The 21,959-nt window shown below is 72.2% G+C and carries 21 protein-coding genes; 15 read left to right on the forward strand and 6 right to left on the reverse strand.

Translation table 11 applies throughout. The features are described 5' to 3' along the window. The first annotated feature begins 133 nt into the window (after positions 1-133). From KBZ08_RS01475 to KBZ08_RS01490, 4 genes are all read left to right on the forward strand, one after another. Positions 134-1,939 carry a proline--tRNA ligase gene (locus KBZ08_RS01475; protein WP_254970794.1) on the forward strand — a complete coding sequence of 602 codons (1,806 nt, stop codon included), beginning with the start codon at positions 134-136 and terminating at the stop codon, positions 1,937-1,939. 25 nt (positions 1,940-1,964) lie between these two features. After that, positions 1,965-2,378, forward strand: a complete 414-nt coding sequence (gene psb27, locus KBZ08_RS01480; protein ID WP_106221317.1) for a photosystem II protein Psb27 — start codon at positions 1,965-1,967, stop codon at positions 2,376-2,378. A 74-nt stretch (positions 2,379-2,452) separates the two neighbouring features. Next, a complete protein-coding gene (locus tag KBZ08_RS01485; RefSeq protein ID WP_094587394.1) occupies positions 2,453-3,766 on the forward strand; it encodes an adenylosuccinate synthase in 1,314 nt (437 codons plus the stop codon). Positions 3,767-3,842: 76 nt separating this feature from the next. Next, positions 3,843-4,841 (forward strand): adenosine kinase, encoded by a 999-nt coding sequence (locus KBZ08_RS01490; RefSeq protein ID WP_254970797.1) that lies wholly within the window; start codon positions 3,843-3,845, stop codon positions 4,839-4,841. On the opposite strand, the gene cutA is transcribed toward KBZ08_RS01490, so the two are convergent. Beyond that, a complete protein-coding gene (cutA, locus tag KBZ08_RS01495) occupies positions 4,777-5,166 on the reverse strand; it encodes a divalent-cation tolerance protein CutA (RefSeq protein WP_254970798.1) in 390 nt (129 codons plus the stop codon). The genes KBZ08_RS01490 and cutA overlap by 65 nt on opposite strands. 18 nt (positions 5,167-5,184) lie before the next feature. Then, positions 5,185-6,078, reverse strand: a complete 894-nt coding sequence (locus KBZ08_RS01500) for a precorrin-6A/cobalt-precorrin-6A reductase (RefSeq protein WP_254970800.1) — start codon at positions 6,076-6,078, stop codon at positions 5,185-5,187. A gap of 32 nt (positions 6,079-6,110) precedes the next feature. On the opposite strand from KBZ08_RS01500, the gene KBZ08_RS01505 reads away from it, so the two are divergent. Beyond that, positions 6,111-6,626: a single-stranded DNA-binding protein gene (locus KBZ08_RS01505; protein WP_254970801.1), complete on the forward strand. Its 516-nt coding sequence runs from the start codon at positions 6,111-6,113 to the stop codon at positions 6,624-6,626. Between the two features lie 9 nt (positions 6,627-6,635). Here the strand turns inward: KBZ08_RS01505 and KBZ08_RS01510 are convergent, their stop codons facing one another. Continuing rightward, positions 6,636-6,899, reverse strand: a complete 264-nt coding sequence (locus KBZ08_RS01510; RefSeq protein ID WP_254970803.1) for a hypothetical protein — start codon at positions 6,897-6,899, stop codon at positions 6,636-6,638. Positions 6,900-6,959: 60 nt separating this feature from the next. Between KBZ08_RS01510 and KBZ08_RS01515 the strand changes: the two genes are divergently transcribed. The 3 genes from KBZ08_RS01515 to KBZ08_RS01525 are packed head-to-tail and all read left to right on the forward strand — an operon-like array spanning position 6,960 to position 9,557. After that, complete coding sequence (locus KBZ08_RS01515; protein WP_254970804.1) at positions 6,960-7,535, forward strand: DUF2854 domain-containing protein; 576 nt, start codon at positions 6,960-6,962, stop codon at positions 7,533-7,535. After that, on the forward strand, positions 7,532-8,428 hold the full coding sequence (gene argB, locus KBZ08_RS01520; protein ID WP_159819465.1) for an acetylglutamate kinase: 897 nt from the start codon (positions 7,532-7,534) through the stop codon (positions 8,426-8,428). Before KBZ08_RS01515 ends, argB begins: the two co-directional genes overlap by 4 nt. Continuing rightward, positions 8,421-9,557 carry a DUF3153 domain-containing protein gene (locus KBZ08_RS01525; protein WP_254970808.1) on the forward strand — a complete coding sequence of 379 codons (1,137 nt, stop codon included), beginning with the start codon at positions 8,421-8,423 and terminating at the stop codon, positions 9,555-9,557. The genes argB and KBZ08_RS01525 overlap by 8 nt, the downstream gene beginning before the upstream one ends. A 28-nt stretch (positions 9,558-9,585) precedes the next feature. On the opposite strand, the gene priA is transcribed toward KBZ08_RS01525, so the two are convergent. Then, positions 9,586-11,949, reverse strand: coding sequence for a primosomal protein N' (priA, locus tag KBZ08_RS01530; RefSeq protein ID WP_254970810.1), 2,364 nt, complete (start codon positions 11,947-11,949; stop codon positions 9,586-9,588). Positions 11,950-12,409: 460 nt separating this feature from the next. Between priA and rpoD the strand changes: the two genes are divergently transcribed. The 7 genes from rpoD to KBZ08_RS01565 all read left to right on the forward strand — a co-directional run bounded on the left by rpoD (position 12,410) and on the right by KBZ08_RS01565 (position 20,981). Next, positions 12,410-13,708, forward strand: a complete 1,299-nt coding sequence (gene rpoD, locus KBZ08_RS01535) for an RNA polymerase sigma factor RpoD (protein ID WP_106221300.1) — start codon at positions 12,410-12,412, stop codon at positions 13,706-13,708. A gap of 78 nt (positions 13,709-13,786) precedes the next feature. Next, positions 13,787-14,896 carry a glycosyltransferase family 2 protein gene (locus KBZ08_RS01540; protein WP_106221298.1) on the forward strand — a complete coding sequence of 370 codons (1,110 nt, stop codon included), beginning with the start codon at positions 13,787-13,789 and terminating at the stop codon, positions 14,894-14,896. Between the two features lie 78 nt (positions 14,897-14,974). After that, entirely contained in the window at positions 14,975-16,825 is a 1,851-nt protein-coding gene (locus KBZ08_RS01545; protein ID WP_254970813.1) for a glycosyltransferase family 39 protein, read from the forward strand. Continuing rightward, positions 16,825-17,487, forward strand: coding sequence for a phosphatase PAP2 family protein (locus KBZ08_RS01550; protein ID WP_254970815.1), 663 nt, complete (start codon positions 16,825-16,827; stop codon positions 17,485-17,487). The genes KBZ08_RS01545 and KBZ08_RS01550 overlap by 1 nt, the downstream gene beginning before the upstream one ends. Further along, the gene (locus tag KBZ08_RS01555) at positions 17,484-17,885 is read left to right on the forward strand and encodes a DUF1824 family protein (protein ID WP_254970817.1); all 402 of its coding nucleotides are present in this window, start codon (positions 17,484-17,486) and stop codon (positions 17,883-17,885) included. Before KBZ08_RS01550 ends, KBZ08_RS01555 begins: the two co-directional genes overlap by 4 nt. A 107-nt stretch (positions 17,886-17,992) precedes the next feature. After that, complete coding sequence (hemC, locus tag KBZ08_RS01560; protein ID WP_106221290.1) at positions 17,993-18,946, forward strand: hydroxymethylbilane synthase; 954 nt, start codon at positions 17,993-17,995, stop codon at positions 18,944-18,946. Then, positions 18,921-20,981, forward strand: a complete 2,061-nt coding sequence (locus tag KBZ08_RS01565; RefSeq protein ID WP_106221288.1) for a chloride channel protein — start codon at positions 18,921-18,923, stop codon at positions 20,979-20,981. The genes hemC and KBZ08_RS01565 overlap by 26 nt, the downstream gene beginning before the upstream one ends. On the opposite strand, the gene KBZ08_RS01570 is transcribed toward KBZ08_RS01565, so the two are convergent. Beyond that, complete coding sequence (locus KBZ08_RS01570) at positions 20,927-21,097, reverse strand: hypothetical protein (protein ID WP_015107769.1); 171 nt, start codon at positions 21,095-21,097, stop codon at positions 20,927-20,929. The genes KBZ08_RS01565 and KBZ08_RS01570 overlap by 55 nt on opposite strands. 147 nt (positions 21,098-21,244) lie before the next feature. Continuing rightward, positions 21,245-21,940: a L,D-transpeptidase gene (locus KBZ08_RS01575; protein ID WP_254970820.1), complete on the reverse strand. Its 696-nt coding sequence runs from the start codon at positions 21,938-21,940 to the stop codon at positions 21,245-21,247. Positions 21,941-21,959: the final 19 nt, after the last annotated feature.

A 21,959-nucleotide genomic window follows, 5' to 3' on the forward strand; every position in this document is an offset into this window, starting at 1 on the left:
CATAGCAGAGTTTTTTCTCGTCAGCCGCCCGCCCACAGGGGGCAGGGTCGTTGCGGCGACTCGCTCCCGGCGACAGGCCCCTGGTCCGACGGGTCGGCGGTGATAGCGTCCAGCGCCGAACCGGACTTTCTCCATGCGCGTCTCCCGCCTGATGCTGGTGACGCTTCGCGACGACCCGGCCGAAGCCGAGATCACCTCCCACAAGCTGCTGCTCCGCGCCGGCTACATGCGCCGTCTGGCGCCCGGGATCTTCGCCTATCTGCCCCTGCTGTGGCGGGTCCTTCAGAAGATCTCCGCCATCGTCCGCGAGGAGATGGCCGCGGTCGACGCCCTCGAAACCCTCCTGCCCCAGCTGCAGCCCGCCGATCTCTGGCGCCGCAGTGGCCGCTGGGACGGGTACACCGCCGGGGAGGGGATCATGTTCCACCTGGTCGATCGCCAGGAACGCCCCCTCGGCCTCGGTCCCACCCACGAGGAGGTGGTCACCGCGCTGGCCGCCGACCTGCTGCGCTCCTACCGCCAGCTGCCGGTCTGCATCTATCAGATCCAGACCAAGTTCCGCGATGAGATCCGGCCCCGGTTCGGCCTGATGCGGGGGCGCGAATTCATCATGAAGGACGCCTACTCCTTCCATGCCGACGAGGCCTGTCTGCGGCGCACCTATGCCGCCATGGACGGGGCCTACCGGCGCATCTTCGAGCGCTGCGGCCTGCGGGCCGTGGCGGTCGAGGCCGACAGCGGCGCCATCGGCGGTTCCGCCAGCCAGGAGTTCATGGTCACCGCCGAGGCCGGTGAGGACCTGATCCTGACCAGTCCCGACGGCCGCTACGCCGCCAACCAGGAGCGGGCCGTCTCCCTGCCGGCGCCCGCCGTTCCCCTGCCGGCCGGCCCCTGCCGGACCCTGGCCACCCCGGAGCAGACGAGCATCGAGGACCTCTGCGAGGCCCACGGCCTCGATCCCACCCAGACGGTGAAGGTGCTGCTGCTGCTGGCCCGCTTCGCCGCGGCCCCCGCCCGCGCGGTGCTGGTCTGCCTGCGGGGCGACCAGCAGCTCAACGACGTCAAGCTCGCCAACGCCGTGACGGCCCGCTGCCCGGACGCCGGCGCCCTGCTGGAGATCGGCCCGCTGCTGGCGGATCACCTTCAGGCCGCCGCCGCCGTTCCCTTCGGCTTCCTGGGCCCCCATCTGGGCGATCCACCGCTGCGGCAGCCCGATCCCCGGGCGGCCGCCGCCCCCCTGCTGCGTCTTGTCGACCCCTCTGCCGCCGAGCTGGAGGCCTTCGTCTGCGGCGCCAACCGCGTCGATGAGCACCTGGTGGGGGCCCGCTGGGGCGAGCTCTGCCCGCTCCCCGACGTGGTGGATCTGCGGGCGGCCCAGCCGGGGGAGCGCTGCGTCCATGACCCCTCCCAGCGGCTCGAGGCGGCCCGGGGCATCGAAGTGGGCCACATCTTCCAGCTGGGGCGGAAGTACTCCGAAGCCCTGGAGGCCCGCTTCACCAATGAGGCCGGCGAGGACGAAGCCCTGTGGATGGGTTGCTACGGCATCGGCGTCTCGCGCCTGGCCCAGGCCGCCGTGGAGCAGAACCACGATGCCGACGGCATCCGCTGGCCCGTGGCGATCGCCCCCTACACGGTGATCATCGTCATCGCCAGCAGCCAGGATCCGGTGCAGGTGGCCCTGGCCGAGGAGCTCTACGGCCGCCTGCTCGCAGCCGGGATCGATGTGCTGCTGGACGATCGGCCCGAGCGGGCCGGGGTGAAGTTCAAGGACGCCGATTTGATCGGCATCCCCTGGCGGCTGGTGGTGGGCCGGGGCGCCGGGGAGCGCACGGTGGAACTGGTGGACCGCAGCGGCGGCACCGGCAAGCGGGACCTGACGGCGGACGCCGCCCTCGAGGAGCTCGTGCAGCTCCTCGGGCTCCAGGGTGCATCCCCGTAGGATTTCGCCAGACGCCGTTCCTCCCTTGGTCGCCTTCCTGCGCCGCAGCCTGCTCCGTCCCCTGCTGGCCATCGGCCTGTGCCTCTGCCTCGGACTGGGCGGCTGCAGCCAGGCCGCGGCCGGCCTCAGCGGCAACTACGTCGACGACACCGTCAGCGTGGCCCAGACCCTGCTGACCACCATCGCCCTGCCCCAGGACGACCCCGCCCGCCAGGAGGCGGAGGTGCAGGCCCGCCAGCTGATCAACGGCTACACCGCCCTTTACCGCCCCCGCCAGGACATCCACGGCCTGGCCTCCTTCACCACCATGCAGACCGCCGTGAACGCGCTGGCGGCCCACTACGCCGGCTACGCCAACCGCCCCCTGCCCGATCCCCTGCGCAGCCGCCTGGAGAAGGAGCTCAAGAAAGCTGAAGCGACAGCGGTGCGCGGCGCCTGATTCTTTGACGGAGGGGGCCTTGATCTGAGAAGCTCTCCCCTTGTGCTTAGAAGCGGCTCCGGGCCGCTGTTTCCTTGGCCAATGTTGTCGTCATCGGTGCGCAATGGGGTGACGAAGGGAAAGGCAAGATCACCGATCTGCTGAGTCGCTCCGCCGATGTCGTGGTCCGCTATCAGGGCGGGGTCAACGCCGGGCACACCATCGTCGTCGAGGACCGGGTCCTCAAGCTGCATCTGATCCCGTCGGGGATCCTCTACCCGGACACCATCTGCCTGATCGGCTCGGGCACGGTGGTGGATCCCAAGGTCATGCTGGGCGAGATCGACACGCTGCTGGAGCTGGAGATCGATGTCTCCGGGCTGAAGCTGGCCTCCACGGCCCACGTGACCATGCCCTACCACCGCCTGCTCGACCTGGCGATGGAGCAGCGCCGCGGCGATCGTCGCATCGGCACCACCGGCCGCGGCATCGGGCCCACCTACGCCGACAAGTCCGAGCGCAACGGCATCCGGGTGATCGACCTGCTCGATGCCGACTGCCTGCGCGACCGCCTGCTGGGGCCCCTGGCCGAGAAGAACGACCTGCTCGAGAAGGTCTACGGGATCCCCGCCCTGGATCCGGAGGCGGTGATCGAGGAGTACGCCGCCTACGGCCGCCGGCTGGCCCCCCACGTGGTGGACTGCACCCGCACCATCCACGAGGCGGCCCGGGCCCGCAAGAACATCCTGTTCGAGGGGGCCCAGGGCACCCTGCTCGACCTGGACCACGGCACCTACCCCTACGTCACCTCCTCCAATCCGGTGTCGGGTGGCGCCTGCATCGGCGCCGGCGTCGGCCCCACCCTGATCGACCGCGTCATCGGCGTCGCCAAGGCCTACACCACCCGGGTGGGGGAGGGCCCCTTCCCCACCGAGCTGGAGGGCAGCCTCAACGACCACCTCTGCGACCGGGGCGGCGAGTTCGGCACCACCACCGGCCGGCGGCGCCGCTGCGGCTGGTTCGACGGGGTGATCGGCCGCTATGCGGTGCAGGTGAACGGCCTCGACTGCCTGGCGATCACCAAGCTCGATGTCCTTGATGAACTGGATGAGATCCAGGTCTGCGTGGCTTACGAGCTCGACGGCCGTCGCATCGACTACTTCCCCAGCAGCTCCGATGAGTTCGCCCGCTGCCGGCCCGTGTTCCGCAGCCTGCCCGGCTGGCAGTGCTCCACCGCCGACTGCCGCAGCCTGGAGGATCTGCCCCCCACCGCCATGGCCTACCTGCGCTTCCTGGCCGAGCTGATGGAGGTGCCGATCGCCATCGTCTCCCTCGGCGCCCAGCGCGACCAGACGATCGTCGTCGAGGATCCGATCCACGGCCCCAAGCGCGCCCTGCTCAGCGTCTGATCCGGCGACCCCCTGTCCCTCGCCTCAGTCCCTCGCCTCGCCTCCCCGGCTCTCCTCACCCCCCTCCCGGATCCCCTTGACCAGCACCGCCAAGCGCTTCGACGTGGTCGGCATCGGCAATGCCATCGTCGATGTGCTCGTCCAGGCCGACGACGCCTTCCTCGAGGCCCACGGCCTCACCAAGGGCACCATGGCCCTGGTGGATGAGGCGCAGGCCGAACGGCTCTACGCCAGCGTCGGCGCCGGCCTGGAGACCTCCGGCGGCTCGGCGGCCAACACCCTGGCGGGCATCGCCCAGCTGGGCGGCCGGGCGGGCTTCATCGGCCGGGTCCGGGACGACCAGCTCGGAGCGATCTTCGCCCACGACATCCGGGCCGTGGGGGCCAGCTTCGAGACCCCCCCGGCCGCCAGCGGCCCCTCCACCGCCCGTTGCCTGATCCTGGTCACCCCCGATGCCCAGCGCACCATGTGCACCTACCTGGGGGCGTCGGTGGGCCTCGATCCCGCCGACCTCGACCTGGAGATGGTGCGCCAGGCGAAGGTGCTGTATCTGGAGGGCTACCTCTGGGACAGCGAGGAGGCCAAGCGCGCCTTCATCGCCGCCGCCGAGGTGATGCGTGCCAGCGGCGGCGAGGTGGCCCTCTCCCTCTCCGATGCCTTCTGCGTCGAGCGCCACCGGGAGAGCTTCCTGGAGCTGGTCGACGGCCATGTCGATGTGCTGTTCGCCAACGAGATGGAGATCACCGCCCTCTACGGCACCGACAGCTTCGAGGCGGCCGCCGACCGGGTCCGCGGGCGCTGCAGGGTGGCGGCCCTCACCCGCAGCGAGCGGGGCTCGCTGCTCCTCAGCGGCGAAACGACCCTGGTGATCGAGCCCTTCCGTCTCGGCCCCCTGGTGGACACCACCGGCGCCGGCGACCTTTACGCCGCCGGCTTCCTCTACGGCCACACCCGGGGCGAGAGCCTGGAGCGCTGCGGACGGCTCGGTTCGCTCTGCGCCGGCCAGGTGGTCACCCAGCTGGGTCCCCGTCCCCAGGCGTCCCTGCCGGAGCTGGTGGCCCGCCACCTGGGCTGAGCGCCAGCTGCTCCAGCAGCCAGCGGCCGTAGGAGCCGTCGCTGGCGGCCGTCCAGTGGATCCATTCCGGGGTGTCGTAGCTGTGCAGCTCCCCCAGGGCGCGGCGCAGCGCCTCCAGCTGAGCGGGGGTCGTCTTGAGCAGCAGCTGCACCTCCTCGCTCCGCTCCAGCCGGCCCTGCCAGCGGTAGAGCGACACCGCCGGGTGCAGGCTGGCGCAGGCCACCAGGCCCCGCTCCAGCAGCTCCCGGGCCAGGGCCTCGGCCCGCTCCCGGTCGGCTTCGGTGGTGAGCACCAGGCTCAGGGGGGTGGGTGCAGGTTCTGGCATGGGGGGCAGGGTCCGGCTTCAGCCGTCCTGACCACTGTCGCCCAGCCGTGCCAGCAGCGCCTCCAGCGGCAGGGCCTCCACCCGGGCGGGCTCCCCGGGCCGCTCCAGGAGCAGCAGGCGCAGACCCAGGTCGGCGCAGATCCGGTGCCAGCGGGCTTCGTTGGCGCCCCCGGAGCGGCGGCAGAGCACGGTGTCGATCTGCCAGTGGCGGCAGAGGGCGCGCTCGATGCGGCCGTCGCCGCCGGGGCGCAGGGGGGCCAGCCGCTGCGGCGGCAGTCCGGCGGCCAGGGCCGTCGCCAGGGCCTCGCCCTGGGGCAGCAGGCGGGCGTGGTGCAGCACCCCCGGCGAGACCGAAACGGCCTCGGCCAGGCGGCGGGCGCCGATGGCCAGCAGCAGCCGCTCCCCCGGCCGGCAGAGGCGCCCCAGGCCGGCCAGATCCTCCAGGGGCTGGGCGCCACCGGCACCCAGATCGGGCCGCAGCAGCCGCAGCAGGGGCTGGGTGCGGGCGCTGCAGCCGCGGGCGAGGGCAGCGCTGATGCGGGTGGCGAAGGGGTGGGTCGCATCGATCACCCAGGTGTAGGGGGCCTCCCGACGGCCGGCATCGGCCAGCTCGGCGGCGACCCCGGCCTCCGGCCCGTCGTCCCCCCCGATCGCCCCCACGGCCAGCTCCTGGCGGGGATGGGCCCCGTAGGCCAAGGCGGCGGACCGGCTCACCAGGGAGACCTTCAGGCGCCAGCCCCGGGCCAGGAGCCGCCGCGCCAGGGCCGGCCCCTCCCCCGTGCCGGCCACCAGCCAGATCCTGCCGCCACCGCCGGCGCTCCCGCCGCTGACGTCCCAGCCGCCGTCCCAGCCGCCGTCCCGGCCGCCGGCACGACCGGGCGGATCGGCCTGGATCCCGTCGGGCGGATGCATCAGGATGGGTCCTTCCATCCGTTGGTCAGGGCGTGAATCACTGCTTGCTGGAGGTGGAGGTCCTGGAGGCGCCCCAGGTGCGTTACACCCAGGACAACCAGACGCCGGTGGCCGAAATGGCCGTCCAGATCGAGGGGCTGCGGCCCGATGATCCCCCGGGTCAGCTGAAGGTGGTGGGCTGGGGCAACCTGGCCCAGGACCTCCAGAACCGGGTGCAGGTGGGTCAGCGCTTCGTGCTCGAAGGTCGGCTGCGCATGAACACCGTCACCCGCCAGGACGGGGTCAAGGAGAAGCGGGCCGAATTCACCCTGGCACGTCTCCATCCCCTCGGCCCCGGCACCGGCATCGCCCCGGCTGCGGCGCCGGCGCCGACCCGCAGCCCGGCCCCCCTGCCGACCCCCCGCCCCGCCGCTGCCGCCGGCGGCCCCGCCCCACGGCGGGCACCGGCGCCGGCTCCTTCCCGCCCGCCCGCTGCCGAACCCGCCGCCCCCGTCTGGGACACCTCCCCGCTGGTCCCCCTGGGGGACGATGACGACATTCCCTTCTGACCCTTCTGGTCAGAGTCGTTCGCCGGCCTGGTCGATCAGCTGGCCCAGTTCCCGCTCCAGGGCCGCCAGATCCAGCCGCCATTCGCTCCAGCGGCCGCTGTCCAGCTGGCGCAGCAGCCAGAGGCGGTCCTCCCCCAGCTGGGTGAGCAGCTCGGCGGTGGTGGGGGCCTCTGGCCCGCTCCAGGGCGTGTCCGTGCCGGTGTCGGCCCCCACGGGGCTGGCGGTGACGCCGTCTGCGGCGCTGGCTTGGGGGCTGGCTTCTGAGCTGGCCATGGGGCGGCGGGGCGGAGCCTTGAACCGCCATCCTGGCCCCCGCTGACGGAGAATGGGGCGATGCAAGCGTTTCTCTCCCCCGGCAGCCTGGTGACCGTCGCCGGTGCCGTTCTCACCGTGATCGGATCGATCGCCTACGCCACCGACAGCCCCAACATCAGCCTGGCCGGGGTCTTCTACGGCGTGCCGATCCTGCTGGGGGGCCTGGCGCTCAAGTCCTCCGAGCTGCCCCCCGCCGAGCGGCTCACCCCCGCCGCCCGCCTGCGCGACCTGCGCCAGCAGCCCGGCAACGAACCGCTGCGCAAGCTGCTGGCCGACGTCACCCGCTGGCGCTACGGCCAGAAGGCCCACCTGGAGAGTTCCCTGGAGGCCCTCAGGCTCTGGGACGAGGACGCCCCGCCCCAGCTGGTGGCCGTCGAGGAGCTGGAGGCCGGCGGCGGCTACGGGCTGCGGCTGACGATCGAATGCCATGGGGTGGCCTTCGAGCGCTGGCAGGATCGGCGGGAGCGCCTCGGCCGTTTCTTCGGTCCCGGCCTCACGGCCGACCTCCAGCAGGCCGGCCCCGGGCGCCTGCAGCTCAGCCTGCTGCCGGCTGCCGCCCCCTCCGATCCGTCCCTCGCCGCCCCCGTCCCTTGAGTCCCGATCGGTACATCAGCACGGAGGACACCCTGCGGGTGTCCGTGCTCAGTGAAGCCCTGCCCTACATCCAGCGTTTTGCCGGCCGCCGCATCGTGATCAAGTACGGCGGGGCGGCCATGGTCCGGGAGGACCTGCGGGAGGCGGTCTTCCGCGATCTGGCTCTTCTGGCCTGCGTCGGTGTCCAGCCCGTGGTGGTGCACGGCGGTGGCCCGGAGATCAACCAGTGGCTGGGGAAGCTGGCGATCGAGCCCCGCTTCCAGGACGGCCTGCGCGTCACCAGCCCCGACACCATGGACGTGGTGGAAATGGTGCTGGTGGGGCGGGTCAACAAGCAGATCGTCAACGGCCTCAACCGGGTGGGCGGCCGGGCCGTGGGCCTCTCCGGCAGCGATGGCGGCCTGGTGCTGGCCCGCACCATGGGTGACGGCACCCTCGGCATGGTGGGGGACGTGGCCCGGGTCGACCCCTCGGTGCTCGCTCCCCTGCTCGCGGCCGGCTACATCCCGGTGATCTCCAGCGTCGCCCCCAACGCCGATGGTCTGGCCCACAACATCAATGCCGACACCGTGGCCGGCGAGCTGGCGGCGGCCCTGCAGGCGGAGAAGCTGATCCTGCTGACCGACACGCCCGGAATCCTGCGCGATCGCCATGACCCCGCCAGCCTGATCCGCCAGCTCACCCTCTCCGAGGGCCGCCGGCTGATCGCCGACGGGGTGGTGGAGGGGGGGATGACCCCCAAGACCGAGTGCTGCATCCGGGCCCTGGCCCAGGGGGTGAAGGCGGCCCACATCGTCGATGGCCGGGTGGCCCATTCCCTGCTGCTGGAGGTGTTCACCAACGCCGGCATCGGCACCATGGTGGTGGGCAGCCCCGGCCTGGTGCATGGTTGAGGAGGACCCCCTCGCCGAGGCCCGCCGGGCGCTGGATCGTGGTGAGTACGGCCAGGTGCTGCGGTTGCTGGAGCCCCTCCAGGAGGAGCGCTCCCCCCTGACGGCCGCCGGCGCCGAGCTGCGTCTGCTGATGGCCACCGCCCTGATGGGCCAGGGGCGCACCGACCAGGCGGCGGCCTGCTGCCGCAGCCTCGTCCGCTGCCGCGATGCGACCCTGCGGGCCCAGGCCAAGGCCCTGCTGCTGGTGCTGGAGGCCCCGGAGCTGCGCCGTCCCAGCAACTGGTCGCTGACCCTGCCGGACCTCGCCGGCACCACCCCCCTCGAAGGGGTCGGGGGCGGCGTCAGCCGCCGCTCCCGCCGCCGCCCCGAGCCGCCGCCGCCGCCGCCGGTGGGGCCCACCCGGGCGCCGGTCGGGTTCGCGCTCGTCGTGGCGGTGGTGCTGCTGCTGCTGGCCGCGCTGCTGGGGGGCTGCATGCAGGTGCGCACCGAACTGGGCTTCGAGGGCCCCGGCCGGCTCCAGGTCAGCCACCAGCTGCGCAGCGACACCGGCACCGACAGCCCCTGGCAGCGGCGGTTCGTCGCGGCGCTGGCGGGCCAGGCCGAGGGGATCGCCGCCCCCGGTCCCTTCCGCCCCTCCGGCGGCAGCGGCGACCGGCTGGTCTCCACCCCCGTGCTGCCCGCCCGCGAGGCCCTCGCTGCCCTGGTGGGCAGCCTGGAACTGGCGGGCCGGCTCAGCGGCGTCCCCCTGGCGGCACCGGTGGTGGTCTGGGAGGAACGCAACTGGCTGCTGGGCGTCCGCCAGCACCTGCAGCTGGAGCTCGATCTCCAGGCCCTCGACACGATTCCGGGCCTGGATCTGGCCGTCGTGCTCGCCCCGGTGCGGCCGGCGGCGGTGCGGCGGGCGAGCCCCGCCGCCATCGCGCCGGCCCCATCGGCCGACGGTGGCGGCCGCCGGCGTCTGCTCTGGCCCCTCACCCCCGGCCAGGTCAACGTCCTGGAACTGCGCTGCTGGCGCTGGAGCGGCCTGGGGCTGGGGGCGGCGGCGGTGGGCCTGGCCCTGCCGCTGGTGCTCGGCCTGCAGGCGATGCGGCGGCGGCTGGGTTTCGGCCTGCCGGAGCTGCCGGCCTGACCCCCCGGCCCTGGGGCCGGCTCCGATCTCAGAGTTCCAGGGGGTCGGGATCGATCGTCAGGCTCACCCCCGGGGGCAGGGCCCGGCGCAGGTCGGCTTCGGGGGGAAGGGGCAGCGCCGCATCACCTTCCGGCGCCCCATCGGCGGCGGCGTCCGCCCCGGGGCCGCTGCCGTGCAGCAGCAGCTGCCAGCGGCTGCGGCCTGCCACCCTGGCCACGGGGGCGGGGGCCGGGCCGATCACCACCCAGCCGGCCGCCTCCACGGCGGGACGGATCCGCTCGGCCAGGGCGGCGGCGGCCGTGGCCGTGCCGCTGGCGGATGGACCGGCCAGCCGCAGCAGGCAGGCCCGGCCGAAGGGCACCATGCCCCCCTGGCGGCGCAGCTCCAGTTCCTCGGCCAGGAAGGCCGCGTAGCGGCCGTCCACCAGGTGGCGGATCACCGGATGCTCGGGGCTGTAGGTCTGCACCAGCACCTCCCCGGGGCGTTCCCCCCGGCCGGCCCGGCCGGCGAGCTGCAGCAGCAGCTGCAGGCACTGCTCGGTGGCGCGCAGATCGGGCCGGTGCAGCAGGCCGTCGGCCGCCAGCACCGCCGCCAGGGTCACCCGGGGCAGGTCCATGCCCTTGGCCAGCATCTGGGTCCCCACCAGCACGTCCGCCTCGCCGGCCGCGAAGCGCTCCAGCAGGCGGCGGTGACCATCCCGGCCCCGGGTGGTGTCCCGGTCGAAGCGGATCAGCCGCAGGCCCTCCAGTTCCGCCGCCAGTTGCTCCATCACCCGCTGGGTGCCGGCGCCGAAGGGCTTGAAGGCGGTGGACCCGCAGTGGCCGCAGCGATCGCCCATCTCCTGGCGGTGGTCGCACCAGTGGCAGCGGAGCCACTCCCGACCCTCGCGGCCGCCGGCCCGGGGGCCGCGGTGGACGGTGAGGGGCACGTCGCAGTGGGGACACTGCACCACCTCGCCGCAGCTGCGGCAGCTCAGGAAGGAGCGGTAACCGCGCCGGGGCACCAGCACGACGGCCTGCTCGCCCCGCTCCTGCAGGGTCTCGAGCCGGGCCATCAGGGGGCGGCTGATCAGGCGGCGGTGCCCCTCCTCCAGCTCCAGGCGCATGTCCACCAGCCGCACCGGCGGCAGGGGGCGTTGGCCGATCCGCTCCGGCAGGGGCAGCAGGCGGGTGTCGGCGGGCTGACCCCCGGGGCGCGGCTGGCAGCGCCACCAGGTCTCGAGGGAGGGGGTGGCACTGCCGAGCACCAGACGGGCCCCCGTCTGGCGGGCCCGCAGCCGGGCCACCTCGCGGGCGTGATAGCAGGGCATGGGACTCTCCTGCTTGTAGGAGGCATCGTGTTCCTCGTCGAGCACGATCAGGCCCAGCTGGCCCAGGGGCAGAAAGACGGCGGAGCGGGTGCCCACCGCCAGGCAGGGCTCGCGCCGCCGAGCGGCCTCGAGGCAGCGCCGCCAGGTGAGGACCCGTTCCCCATCCCCCATGCCGCTGTGATACTCGATCACCGCCGGACCGAAGCGGCGCCGGCAGCGGTCCAGCAGCTGGGGGACCAGACCGATCTCCGGCGCCAGGATCAGCACGCTGCGCCCCGCCGCCAGCTCCTGGGCCGCGGCCTGCAGGTAGACCTCGGTCTTGCCGGAGCCGGTCACGCCCCAGAGCAGCAGGTTCTGGCCCGGCGGCGCCCCGGCGATGGCGGCCATGGCCGCGGCCTGGGCCGGACTGGGTGGCCGGGCGCTCTCCAGGGGGGCCGATCCAGCGCCCGCCCCGCCGCCGGGGAGGCCCGGGGCGCCGCCGACCCTCGACGGGACGCGGCCCGCCTCCCTCAGGAGCAGACCCCGTCGCTCCATCGTGGTGATCAGGGTGCGGCCGAAACCGGCCTCCTGCACCAGATCGCGCAGCAACCGCGCCCCCCCGTGGCTGGCCAGGTGGTCCAGCAGTTCCTGCTGGCGGGGGGTGATGGACGCCATGACCGCGGCCGGGTTGGGCCGCACGGTCCAGAGGGTCCGTCCCTGGCCGGGGGGACGGCGGGCCTGTCCCAGCCAGCCCGGCGGCAGCGCGCTCTTGAGGGTGCGGAACAGGCCGCTGTGGCACTGCCGGGCCACGCCCTCCAGCAGGGCCTGCCAGAGCGGATCGATCGCGGCACTCTCCAGCACCGCGTCCACCGGCAGGATCGGCCGACCCTCCATGGCGGCGGGACAGGCCGCCGCCGTCGCCACCACCAGGCCCGTGTGGGGCCGGCCCTGCAGGCGGACCCGCACCAGATCTCCCGCCCCGATGGCCAGGCCCGAGGGGTTGGCGTAGGTGAAGGCCCGCCCCTCCCGGCCGGCCTCCAGCCACACCTCCAGCCAGCCCGGGGGGGCGGGTTCGGGTGGCGATGGTGAGGAGCTGGCTGGCAATCTTGCAAAGATCTCATGCCATTCCTAGGATGACGTCGTTGGGCCGCTCGAAAGGCTGCCGTCGGAACCGCGCAGAGTTCCGTCCACAGGGAAGACCCGCTGAGGATCCAGGGATTCACTCCCTCTTCATTCCTCCGGTCTGAGACCACCCGTGACAGCCCTGCACCGGCTCTGGCCGACTTCCACCATCCCAATCACGCTCCTGGAGCGATCCATCCACCATCCATCGGCATCGGCTCCGTGAGCGGAGTCCTTCCATCCCGCCACGTCCTGTTGCTCTCCTGGCCCTCCCGCCCGGCTCCGTACCGGCAGCATGGAGGATGGGAACCGGAGTCACGGACCCGGAGGGCAGGAACCGGCTGATGGAATCACGCCCCTGACCATCCCCGGGCCCCTCGCCCCGCCCGCCTTTCCCTCGCCCGCTTCATTCCCCCGCACCCTTCCCTTTCGCGTCGTTTCCATGAGCCCAGTCGCCGCCAAGGCCAAAGCCGCCGTTCCCGAGATCCTGGCCACCGTCACCGCCAACGGCGACGTGCTGCCCATCGAACCGACGGCGGCGGCGGCCAGGAAGACCGCGGCCCGGGTCCGAACGGCCGCTCCCAAGGCTGGGACCGCCAAGCCTGCGGCCAAGGCCGGCTCCCGGACGACCGCCAAGCCAGCGGCCGCCAAGCCCGCCGCTGAGAAGCCCGCGGCGGTCGTCCTCGACGATGGCCTCGACGGCGATGACGATCTTCCGGAGACCGGCGGCGACCTCCGCAAGGATGCCAAGGGTGCCAAGGCTCTGGCCAGCATCAAGGTGGGCCCGAAGGGCGTCTACACCGAGGATTCGATCCGCGTCTACCTCCAGGAGATCGGCCGCATCCGTCTGCTGCGGCCCGATGAGGAGATCGAGCTGGCCCGCAAGATCGCCGATCTGCTCGAGCTGGAGGAGAAGGCCGCTGAGTTTGAGGCCGACAAGGGCCATTTCCCTGATACCAAGGAGTGGGCGGCGATCTTCGACATGCCGCTGATCAAGTTCCGCCGTCGGCTGATGCTGGGGCGTCGGGCCAAGGAGAAGATGGTCCAGTCGAACCTGCGGCTGGTCGTCTCGATCGCCAAGAAGTACATGAACCGGGGTCTGTCGTTCCAGGATCTGATCCAGGAAGGCAGCCTCGGCCTGATCCGCGCCGCCGAAAAGTTCGACCACGAGAAGGGATACAAGTTCTCCACCTACGCCACCTGGTGGATCCGCCAGGCGATCACCCGTGCGATCGCCGATCAGAGCCGCACCATCCGCCTTCCTGTTCACCTCTACGAGACGATCTCCCGGATCAAGAAGACCACCAAGACCCTCTCCCAGGAGTTCGGCCGCAAGCCCACCGAGGAGGAGATCGCTGAAAGCATGGAGATGACGATCGAGAAGCTCCGCTTCATCGCCAAATCCGCCCAGCTGCCCATCTCCCTCGAAACTCCCATCGGTAAGGAGGAGGATTCCAGGCTCGGCGATTTCATTGAAGCCGATATCGAGAATCCTGAGCAGGATGTCGCCAAGAACCTGCTGCGTGAGGACCTGGAGGGCGTGCTCGCCACCCTCAGCCCCCGTGAGCGGGATGTGCTCCGCCTGCGCTATGGCCTGGATGACGGCCGCATGAAGACTCTGGAAGAAATCGGCCAGATCTTCGATGTCACCCGTGAGCGCATCCGGCAGATCGAAGCCAAGGCGCTGCGCAAGCTGCGCCACCCCAACCGCAATGGCGTTCTGAAGGAGTACATCAAGTAGCCTGCCTCCCCTGCAGGAGAATCAAAAACAGCTTGGCGAGTGCATGGTCATTCTCTTCAGCAGCTCGCCGGGATTCCGATGACGGAACGCGAGCCGATGCTCCGCCTGACGGTCGTGCTGCCCACCTTCAACGAGTGCTCCAATGTGGAGCCCATCGTCGAGGAGTTGCTGCCCCTGAGAGACAGCTTCGACCTTGAACTGCTGTTCGTTGATGATGATTCCAGTGATGGCACAGCCGAAAAGGTGCGGATGCTGGCCCACCGCCATGGTTGCGTCCGGCTGATCCGCCGTGTCGGGCGCTTCGGCCTCTCCAGCGCCATCAAGGAGGGGATCCTGGACGCCACCGGCGATGTGGTGGTGGTCATGGACAGCGACGGCCAGCATGAACCCGCCTCGGTGGCCCATGCCGTCTCCGCCCTGATCGAGAGCGGCGGCGATCTCATGGTCGGCAGCCGCTTCCATCCCGCGGCCACGATCATGGGTCTGAGCGAGCGGCGCGAGCGGAACTCCACCTGGGCGAATGCGGTGGCCCGCTTCAGCCTGCCCCGCTACCGCCATCTGACCGACTACATGAGCGGTTTCTTCGCCCTGCGCCCCGAGCGCTGCCTTCCTTATGTGCGGCAGGTGGATGTCAACGGCTTCAAGTTTCTCTATGAACTGCTGGCCCTCAGCCACGGCCATCTGGCGGTGGCCGAGGTGCCCCTGAGTTTCCAGCCCCGCAGCGCCGGGGAATCGAAGCTCAACCTGGCCGTGATCTGGGATCTGGGGGTCTCGATCCTGCACACCCTGCTGCTGCGCATGGTGCCGCGACGGGCCGTCAGCTTTGCCCTGGTGGGCGGCACCGGCATCGGCATCCACCTTCTGGTGTTCGCCCTCAGCCAGGACCTTCTGGGTCTCAGCTTTGAGCAGGCCCAGGTGGTGGCGGTGGTCAGCGCCGGCTGCTCCAACTACCTGATCAACAATGTACTGACCTTCCGCTCCCAGCAGCTGAGCGGCATCGCCCTGGTGTTCGGCCTGATCCGCTTCCTGCTGGTCACCTCCCTGGGCATGGCGGCCAACGTGGGGGTGTCCTCGGCGTTCTACCGCCAGGTCACCCCCCAGCCGCTGCTGGCCTTGCTGGCCGGCATCGCCGTCGACTTCGTCTGGAAGTACGCGGCGTCCTCCCGCTTCGTCTGGAACACGCCTTAGGGCTGCCCAGCCCGGGGCCGCCGGTCAGGTCGGCGGGCCCTGGCCTTAACTTCCCCTTGATCTCGTCGTCGACCCAGCATGGTGTCTGCTGCCCGGGGGGCCCAGCCGGAGGGAGTCCGCGCCCGTAGCCACAGGCAACTGGTCTGGGTGCTGAGCGGCCTCTGGCTGCTGCTGATCTGCTGGCTGGCCTTCTTCCAGGGCCTCGGCAGCCTCGGCCTGATGGACAAGACCGAGGCCCTGTTCGTGGAGGTGGGCCACCAGATGCTGGAGCGGGGTGACTGGGTCACCCCCTGGTGGAACGGCGAACGCTTCTTCGATTACCCCGTCTGGGGCTACTGGATGGTGGGGCTGAGCTTCCGGCTGTTCGGGGTCAGCGAATGGGCCGCGCGGCTGCCGGTGGCTCTCGCCGCCAGTGCCGTGGTGGTGGCGGCCTTCGGCCTGATGCTGGCCTGGTCCCCGGCGGGTGAGGCGGGCCGGCCCAGGCTGCTCAGGGGTGTGGTGGCGGCCGGGGTGATCGCCACGACCCCGGGCTGGATCGGCTGGGGACGCACCTCCACCACCGACATGTTCCTCTCCAGCGCCATCAGCCTGGCGCTGTTCGGCTTCCTGCTGGCCCACCGCCACCGGGCCGACCCCTGGCGGGCGCCCCTCGGCCGGGTGGCGATGGCGCTGTTCGCGGGCATCGCCGTGCTGGCCAAGGGCCCGGTGGGTCTGCTGCTGCCGGGTCTGGTGGTGGTGGTCTTCCTGCTGTTCACCGGCCACTGGCGAGCCTGGCTGCGCTGGCGTCCCCTGCTGGCCATGGTGGCCCTGTTCCTCGGCGTGAGCGCCCCCTGGTACGCGGCGGCGGCCGCCGTCAACGGCGGCGACTTCCTCGGCGGCTTCCTGGGCTTCAGCAACCTGCAGCGCTTCACGACGGTGCTCTACGACCACCCCGGCCCCCCCTGGTTCTACCTGCCCTGGCTGGTGCTGCTGGTGCTGCCCTGGTCGCTGTTCCTGCCCCTGGCGATCGCCGCCCAGGGCTTCTGGCACCCCTCCCGCTGGCGAACGGCGGCGGCCGGCCCCTCCGGAGAAGGCACCGCCCCGGCGGAACTGGGGCTGTTCCTGCTGCTCTGGCTGGTGCTGGTGGTGGCCTTCTTCTCCGCCGCCGCCACCAAGCTGCCTGGCTACATCCTGCCGGCCCTGCCGGCGGCGAGCCTGCTGGTGGCGCTGCACTGGCGCCCCCTGCCGGAGGCGATCGTCCCGGCCCCAGCCGCCCCGGCCTCGGCCACCCCGGCCCTGGCCCCGGCCAACCCGGGCCGGACCGGGGTGCGGATCGCCGCGGGCTTCGAGGTGCTGCTGCTGGCCGCCATGGCCGTGGCGGCCGCCCTGGCCCCGGCCTGGGTGGCGGGGGATCCCGCCTATCCGGAGTTCGGCGCGGCCCTGTCGCGCTCGGGCCTGCCCCTGGTGCTCGCGGTGTGTCTGGGGCTGACGGCCCTGGCCCTGCTGGTGCTGCTGCTGCGGCCCAAGGCCACCGACTGGCTGTGGCTGCCCAGCCTGGCTGGCTTCCTGGCGGTGCTCGGCCTGGTGATCGCCCCCCTCGCCCCCCTGCTGGACCGCGAGCGTCAGGTGCCCCTGCGCCAGATGGCCCGCACCGCCCAGGCCGCCGCCCGGCCCGAGGAGCCGTTGCTGATCGTCGGAACCCTGCGCTACAGCCTGCTGTTCTACGGCGAGCCGGAGGCCGTCTTCGTCTCCGACCGCCACCACATCAACCAGCTGGCCGTGCAGGGCCCCGCCGCCCTTGCTCTGTCGCCAGGGAGTCGTTCGGTGCGCCTGGTGGGCGACCGCCGCGATCTGGAGGCCCTGGCCATGCCCCCGCAGGGGATCGAGCGGCTGGCCCGCACCGGCGAGCTGGCCCTCTGGCGGGTGCCCCGCCACCACCTGGTGCCGTGATGGGGTTCCACCTGCTGCCACGGGAGAGGATCCTGCTGCCCGGCTGCCTGATCGTGCTGGTGGGGCTGTTCGTGGCGGTGGCCCCGGGCCGGCCCCTGGCCCTGCTGGACGCGGCCGTCCTGGACTGGCTGGGCAACCACTTCCACGGCCTGGTGGGCGGGGTCCTGACCCAGGTGTACCGGGCGACCGGTGTCGGCTTCACCGCCGTCCTGGTGGCGATGGCCCTGGTCCACCTGCTGCGGCGGCGCTGGTGGAAGGACCTGCGCCTGCTGGTGATGGCCACCGGGGGCATCCTGATCCTGGTGGATCTGGTGTTCAAGCCCCTGTTCAGCCGCCAGCGCCCGCCGGGCAGCCTGCTGCCGCTGGATGGCCATAGCTTCCCCAGCGGCCATGCCGCCGGGGCCGTGGCTTTCTACTTCGCCATGGTGGTGATCCTGGGATCTCACCATCCCCGGCTGCGGCGCACCCTGGCGGTGGTGGCCTGCGCCCTGGTGGGTCTGGTCTGGCTGAGCACCCTCTACGTGCGGGCCCACTGGCCCACGGATCTGCTGGCGGGTGCCGCCGTCGGGCTGGCCTGGCTGACGGTGTGCCTGGCCTGCTGGCGCGATCCGCCCACCGCCGACCCCCAGAGTGGAACGGCCCGACCGCTGCGATCCCCTTGACCACCGACCTCCCCAGCTCCGGCCTGGCCGCTCTGCGGGGCCTCCGCACCGCCCCGGCCCTCGACGGCGAGGGAAGCCTCCTGCTGCGCCAGGAGCTCACCCCCCGCCTGCAGGCCTGTGAGTGGTTCACGATCGGGATCATGGCGCCCTCGGCGGCGGCGGCCCTGACGGCCCTGCGGCAGCTGGAGGAGGCCCAGGGCTGGACGGCCCTGCAGCCGGGGGAACCCGGCGCAGCGGAGACCGGCCCGGTGTTCCTCAAGGGCAACCAGCGCACGGGTCTGTTGCATCTGCGCCTTGAGGAGGGACTCGGCGAGGGGATCCTGATCACCGGCCATGGCGCCGCCGATCCGGAGCCCGAGGACACCTGGGGGCCCCTGCCCCTCGATCTGTTCGCTTGATCCCATCAGCTGATCACGTTCCGTCCGCGGGCTGGGGACCGGGACGGGCCGATGCCTAGGCTGGGCGGCTGTTGCCTGGCAGCGGTCGCTGCCGCCCGAAGCCGCCGATGACCAGCTCCACCCTGCGCATCGCTTCCCGCCGCAGCCAGCTGGCCATGGTCCAGACCCACTGGGTGCGGGATGAGCTCTCCCGCGCCCATCCCGGGCTGGCGATCACGATCGAGGCGATGGCCACCCAGGGGGACAAGATTCTCGATGTGGCCCTGGCCAAGATCGGCGACAAGGGCCTGTTCACCAAGGAACTGGAGGCCCAGATGCTGGTCGACCGGGCCGACATCGCCGTCCACAGCCTCAAGGACCTGCCCACCAACCTCCCCGAGGGCCTGATCCTGGGCTGCATCACCGAGCGGGAGGACCCGGCCGATGCCCTGGTGGTGCATGAACGGCACCGGGACCGCACCCTGGCCACCCTGCCCGAGGGCAGCGTGGTGGGCACCAGCTCCCTGCGCCGCCTGGCCCAGCTGCGTCACCACTACCCCCACCTGGTGTTCAAGGATGTGCGGGGCAACGTGATCACCCGGCTGGAGAAGCTCGACGCCGGCGTCTACGACTGCCTGATCCTGGCGGCGGCCGGCCTCACCCGCCTCGGCCTGGGCGATCGCATCCACGAGCTGATCGACCCCGCCATCTCGCTCCATGCCGTGGGCCAGGGGGCGCTGGGCATCGAATGCCGTGACGGCGACACGGCCGTGCTCGAGACGATCGCCGTGCTGGAGCACCAGCCCACCGCCCGCCGCTGCCTGGCGGAGCGGGCCTTCCTGCGCAGCCTGGAGGGCGGCTGCCAGGTGCCCATCGGCGTCAACACCCACTTCGAGGCCGACGAGCTCGTGCTCACCGGCATGGTGGCCAGCATCGACGGCCAGCGCCTGCTGCGCGAGAGCTGCCGTGGCCCCGCCAGCGATCCCGAGGCGATCGGGGTGGCGCTGGCGGGCACGTTGCGGTCCCAGGGGGCCGGGGAGATCCTGGAGGAGATCTTTGCCAGCGTCCGCCCCGAAAGCTGAGGCCTCCGGTCCCCGGGCCTCCGGTCCCCGGACCTCCGGGGCCGAAGCCGACCTGCGGGGTCTGCCCTTCCAGTGGAACCTGCTGGCCTGGGCGGCCCTGGTCGGCACCCTGACGGGCCTGGCGGTGGTGGCGTTCCACGAGCTGCTGGGCTTCATCAACAACTTCCTGTTCGGCCCGTTCGTGGAGGGGCTGCTGGTGATCGGGCGCTCCTCGCCCGCCACCCCCGCCGACCTGCCGCCGATCGACCTGCCGCCGCTGGCCCCCGACAGCGGCACCCCCCTGCGGGCCCTGCTCCAGCTCGGGCTCGACGGCATCGGCCTGCTGGCGGCGGCACCGCCGCCGCCCCCGCTCCCCGAACCCCCGCCCATCAGCCTGCCCACCCCGCCGGACTGGCTGGCCCTCTGGCCCGTGGTGGTGGTGCCGACCCTCGGCGGCCTGGCGGTGGGTCTGCTGCGCCATGTGGCCGGGAGCATCGGTCCGGGTCTGTCGAGCCTGATGGCCATCGCCGACGGCCGCCAGGGGGGCGAGCCGCGCCTGCCCTGGCTGCGGCTGGTGGCGGCCTCCCTGAGCCTGGGCAGCGGCGCCTCCCTCGGCCCCGAAGGCCCCAGCGTCGAAGGCGGCGGCAACATCGGCCTCTGGGTGGCCCTGCGGGGCCGCCTCTCCCCCCAGGCCCAGAAGGCCCTGGTGGGGGCCGGGGTGGCGGCGGGCCTGGCCGCCGGATTCAAGGCCCCCATCGCCGGGGTGTTCTTCGCCTTCGAGGGCAGCTACAGCGCCATTCCGGGCCGCCCCAGCCTGCGGGCGGTCCTGGTGGCGGCGGTGGCCTCGGCCCTGGTCACCCAGCTGTGCCTCGGCGACACGCCGATCCTGCGCCTGCCCGCCTATGAGGTGCGCTCCCCGCTGGAGCTACCCCTCTACCTGGGGCTGGGGCTGCTGGCCAGTCTGATGTCGTGGCTGCTGATCCGCCTGCTGGCCGCCGGCCGCGACGAGCGGGTCCAGGCCGTGGTGCGGCGGTTGCCGCCGGGGCTGCCCACGGCCCTCGGCGGGGCGGCCCTCGGCGGGATGGCCCTGGTGTTCCCCCAGGTGCTCGGGGTCGGCTACGACACGATCGAAGCCCTGCTGGGCCGGGACGGCGGTATCCCCCTGCTCACGCTGGTGGCCCTGATCGGCGTCAAGCTGGTGGCCACCACCGTCAGCAACGCCACGGGCTTCGTGGGGGGCGGCTTCGCCCCCTCCCTGTTCCTGGGTGCGGTACTGGGCAGCTGTTACGGCCAGGCGCTGGGCAGCGGCGGCCTGAACCTGCCGGTGGCCGAACCCCCCGCCTACGCCATGGTCGGCATGGCGGCGGTGCTGGCCGGCAGCGCCCGGGCGCCGCTCACCGCCCTGCTGCTGCTGTTCGAGCTCACCCGGGACATCCGCATCGTGCTGCCGCTGATGGCGGCGGCCGGCCTCAGCGCCGCCCTGGTGGAGCGCTGGCAGGGCATTCAGGATCCGGGCCTGATGGGACCGGATCCCCAGGAGGAGCGTCGCCGCGGCGAGCTGGCGGCCATTCCGGTGGAGGAGGCCTTCGACCCGGAGGCGCCGCTGGTGCTGCCGGCAGCGATGGCGGCCTCAGCGGCCCTGGCCCGGCTGATCGACAGCCATGGCCATTGCCTGCTGGTGGAGCGGGCCGGTCTGGCCCTGGGGCTGGTGACGATCGGGGACCTGCAGCGTGGCCTCGCCTCCGACCTCAGCCGTTCGCAGGCGCCTTGCCTCGAGGATTGTCTGCGAACCGACCTGGTCTGGCTGCCGGCCGGGGTGCATCTGGACCGGCTTGAAGACCAGCTCAGGCCCAATGGCCTGCGGCAGCTGCCGGTCTTCGCGGTGCCGGAGGGAGCGGGGGGCCATCTGCCCCATGGTCTGCCCCCCGGGGGGCTCGCCGTTGAGCTGCTGCGGGGGGTGGCCAGCCGCGACGGCATGGCCCGGGCCCTGGCCCGGCGCCTTCAGGCCGCTTCGGAGCGGCCCTCCATCAACGCCTCGGCGACGGGATCAACCTGAGAGAGGAGACCCAGAATCCGCTGCAGGTCCAGTTCGGAGAGCTCACCGTCATGGCCCCACTTCAGCGACGTGCTGTTGAGCTGGTCGGTGGTGGGTTCGTGAGTGGAATCGAACATGGGAGGGAATTCGGCGGTTCTGGAGCGCGCCGCTGTTGATCGAGTTTCAAGACATTAGGTGTTTGCACCGAGACATCAAACCCTTCCTGAACAATCTCCAGAATCTCTTCGGTCGCTCCCAGTGTTGCCGCAATCGCCCTTCGGCGCTCAGGGTTTGACCACAACCGGTGTGCCCACCTCCACCTGGTCAAACAGGGCGCGGACATGGGGCGTGAGCATCCGGACACAGCCGTTGGTGACGGCGGAGCGGGAGGTGACGGTCCAGGCCCAGGCGCTCGGGGTGCCGTGGATGCCGTACTGGTTGGGACCGCTGCGCTTGAAGCCGATCCAGCGGTCGCCGAGGGGGCCATTGGGGCCCTTGGTGGGGCTGATCTTGCCGCTCACCGTGCTCTGGTACTGGGGGTTGACCACCTTGGTCTCCACCAGGAAGCGCCCCTTGGGGGTGGGGGTGCGGGCGTCGCCGATGGCCACGGGCCAGCTGCCCAGCACCTTGCCGTTGTCCCGCAGGCTGATCGTGCGCTTGCCCAGCTCCAGCACGATCTCACGGGTGCTGGTGACGGTGGCCTTGGCCGGAGCCGGGGCAGGGGCCGGACCCGGGGCGGCGGTGGCGGGGGCCGCCACGGCGGGAGCTGTCGCAGCGGGGGCCGCCACGGCGGGGGCGACCGCAGCAGGGGTCGCCGGGACCGTCACGCTGGCGGGCCCGGTCGGCGCCGTGCCGCTGGGAACGCCCGTGGTCACAGGCGCCGGCGCTGGCACCGGTACTTCGGCGGCTCCTGTGGCCGTCACCGTGGCGGCCCCCCAGCCGGCCATCAGGAGCAGGGACAGGACCAGGGAGCGCGACATGGGTGGAACGGGATCGGAG

It is taken from the genome of Cyanobium sp. Candia 9D4, assembly GCF_024346155.1.
In the GTDB taxonomy this organism is placed as follows: Bacteria; Cyanobacteriota; Cyanobacteriia; order PCC-6307; family Cyanobiaceae; genus Cyanobium; species Cyanobium minutissimum.

Excerpts from the sequence above, each read along its gene's own strand:
- KBZ08_RS01575 (WP_254970820.1), bottom strand. The coding sequence starts at position 21,940 with ATGTCGCGCTCCCTGGTCCTGTCCCTGCTCCTGATGGCCGGCTGGGGG.
- rpoD (WP_106221300.1), top strand. The coding sequence starts at position 12,410 with ATGAGCCCAGTCGCCGCCAAGGCCAAAGCCGCCGTTCCCGAGATCCTG.
- KBZ08_RS01540 (WP_106221298.1), top strand. The coding sequence starts at position 13,787 with ATGACGGAACGCGAGCCGATGCTCCGCCTGACGGTCGTGCTGCCCACC.
- hemC (WP_106221290.1), top strand. The coding sequence starts at position 17,993 with ATGACCAGCTCCACCCTGCGCATCGCTTCCCGCCGCAGCCAGCTGGCC.
- KBZ08_RS01510 (WP_254970803.1), bottom strand. The coding sequence starts at position 6,899 with ATGGCCAGCTCAGAAGCCAGCCCCCAAGCCAGCGCCGCAGACGGCGTC.
- KBZ08_RS01515 (WP_254970804.1), top strand. The coding sequence starts at position 6,960 with ATGCAAGCGTTTCTCTCCCCCGGCAGCCTGGTGACCGTCGCCGGTGCC.
- cutA (WP_254970798.1), bottom strand. The coding sequence starts at position 5,166 with ATGCCAGAACCTGCACCCACCCCCCTGAGCCTGGTGCTCACCACCGAA.
- KBZ08_RS01475 (WP_254970794.1), top strand. The coding sequence starts at position 134 with ATGCGCGTCTCCCGCCTGATGCTGGTGACGCTTCGCGACGACCCGGCC.
- KBZ08_RS01545 (WP_254970813.1), top strand. The coding sequence starts at position 14,975 with ATGGTGTCTGCTGCCCGGGGGGCCCAGCCGGAGGGAGTCCGCGCCCGT.
- KBZ08_RS01525 (WP_254970808.1), top strand. The coding sequence starts at position 8,421 with ATGGTTGAGGAGGACCCCCTCGCCGAGGCCCGCCGGGCGCTGGATCGT.
- KBZ08_RS01570 (WP_015107769.1), bottom strand. The coding sequence starts at position 21,097 with ATGTTCGATTCCACTCACGAACCCACCACCGACCAGCTCAACAGCACG.
- KBZ08_RS01500 (WP_254970800.1), bottom strand. The coding sequence starts at position 6,078 with ATGCATCCGCCCGACGGGATCCAGGCCGATCCGCCCGGTCGTGCCGGC.
- KBZ08_RS01550 (WP_254970815.1), top strand. The coding sequence starts at position 16,825 with ATGGGGTTCCACCTGCTGCCACGGGAGAGGATCCTGCTGCCCGGCTGC.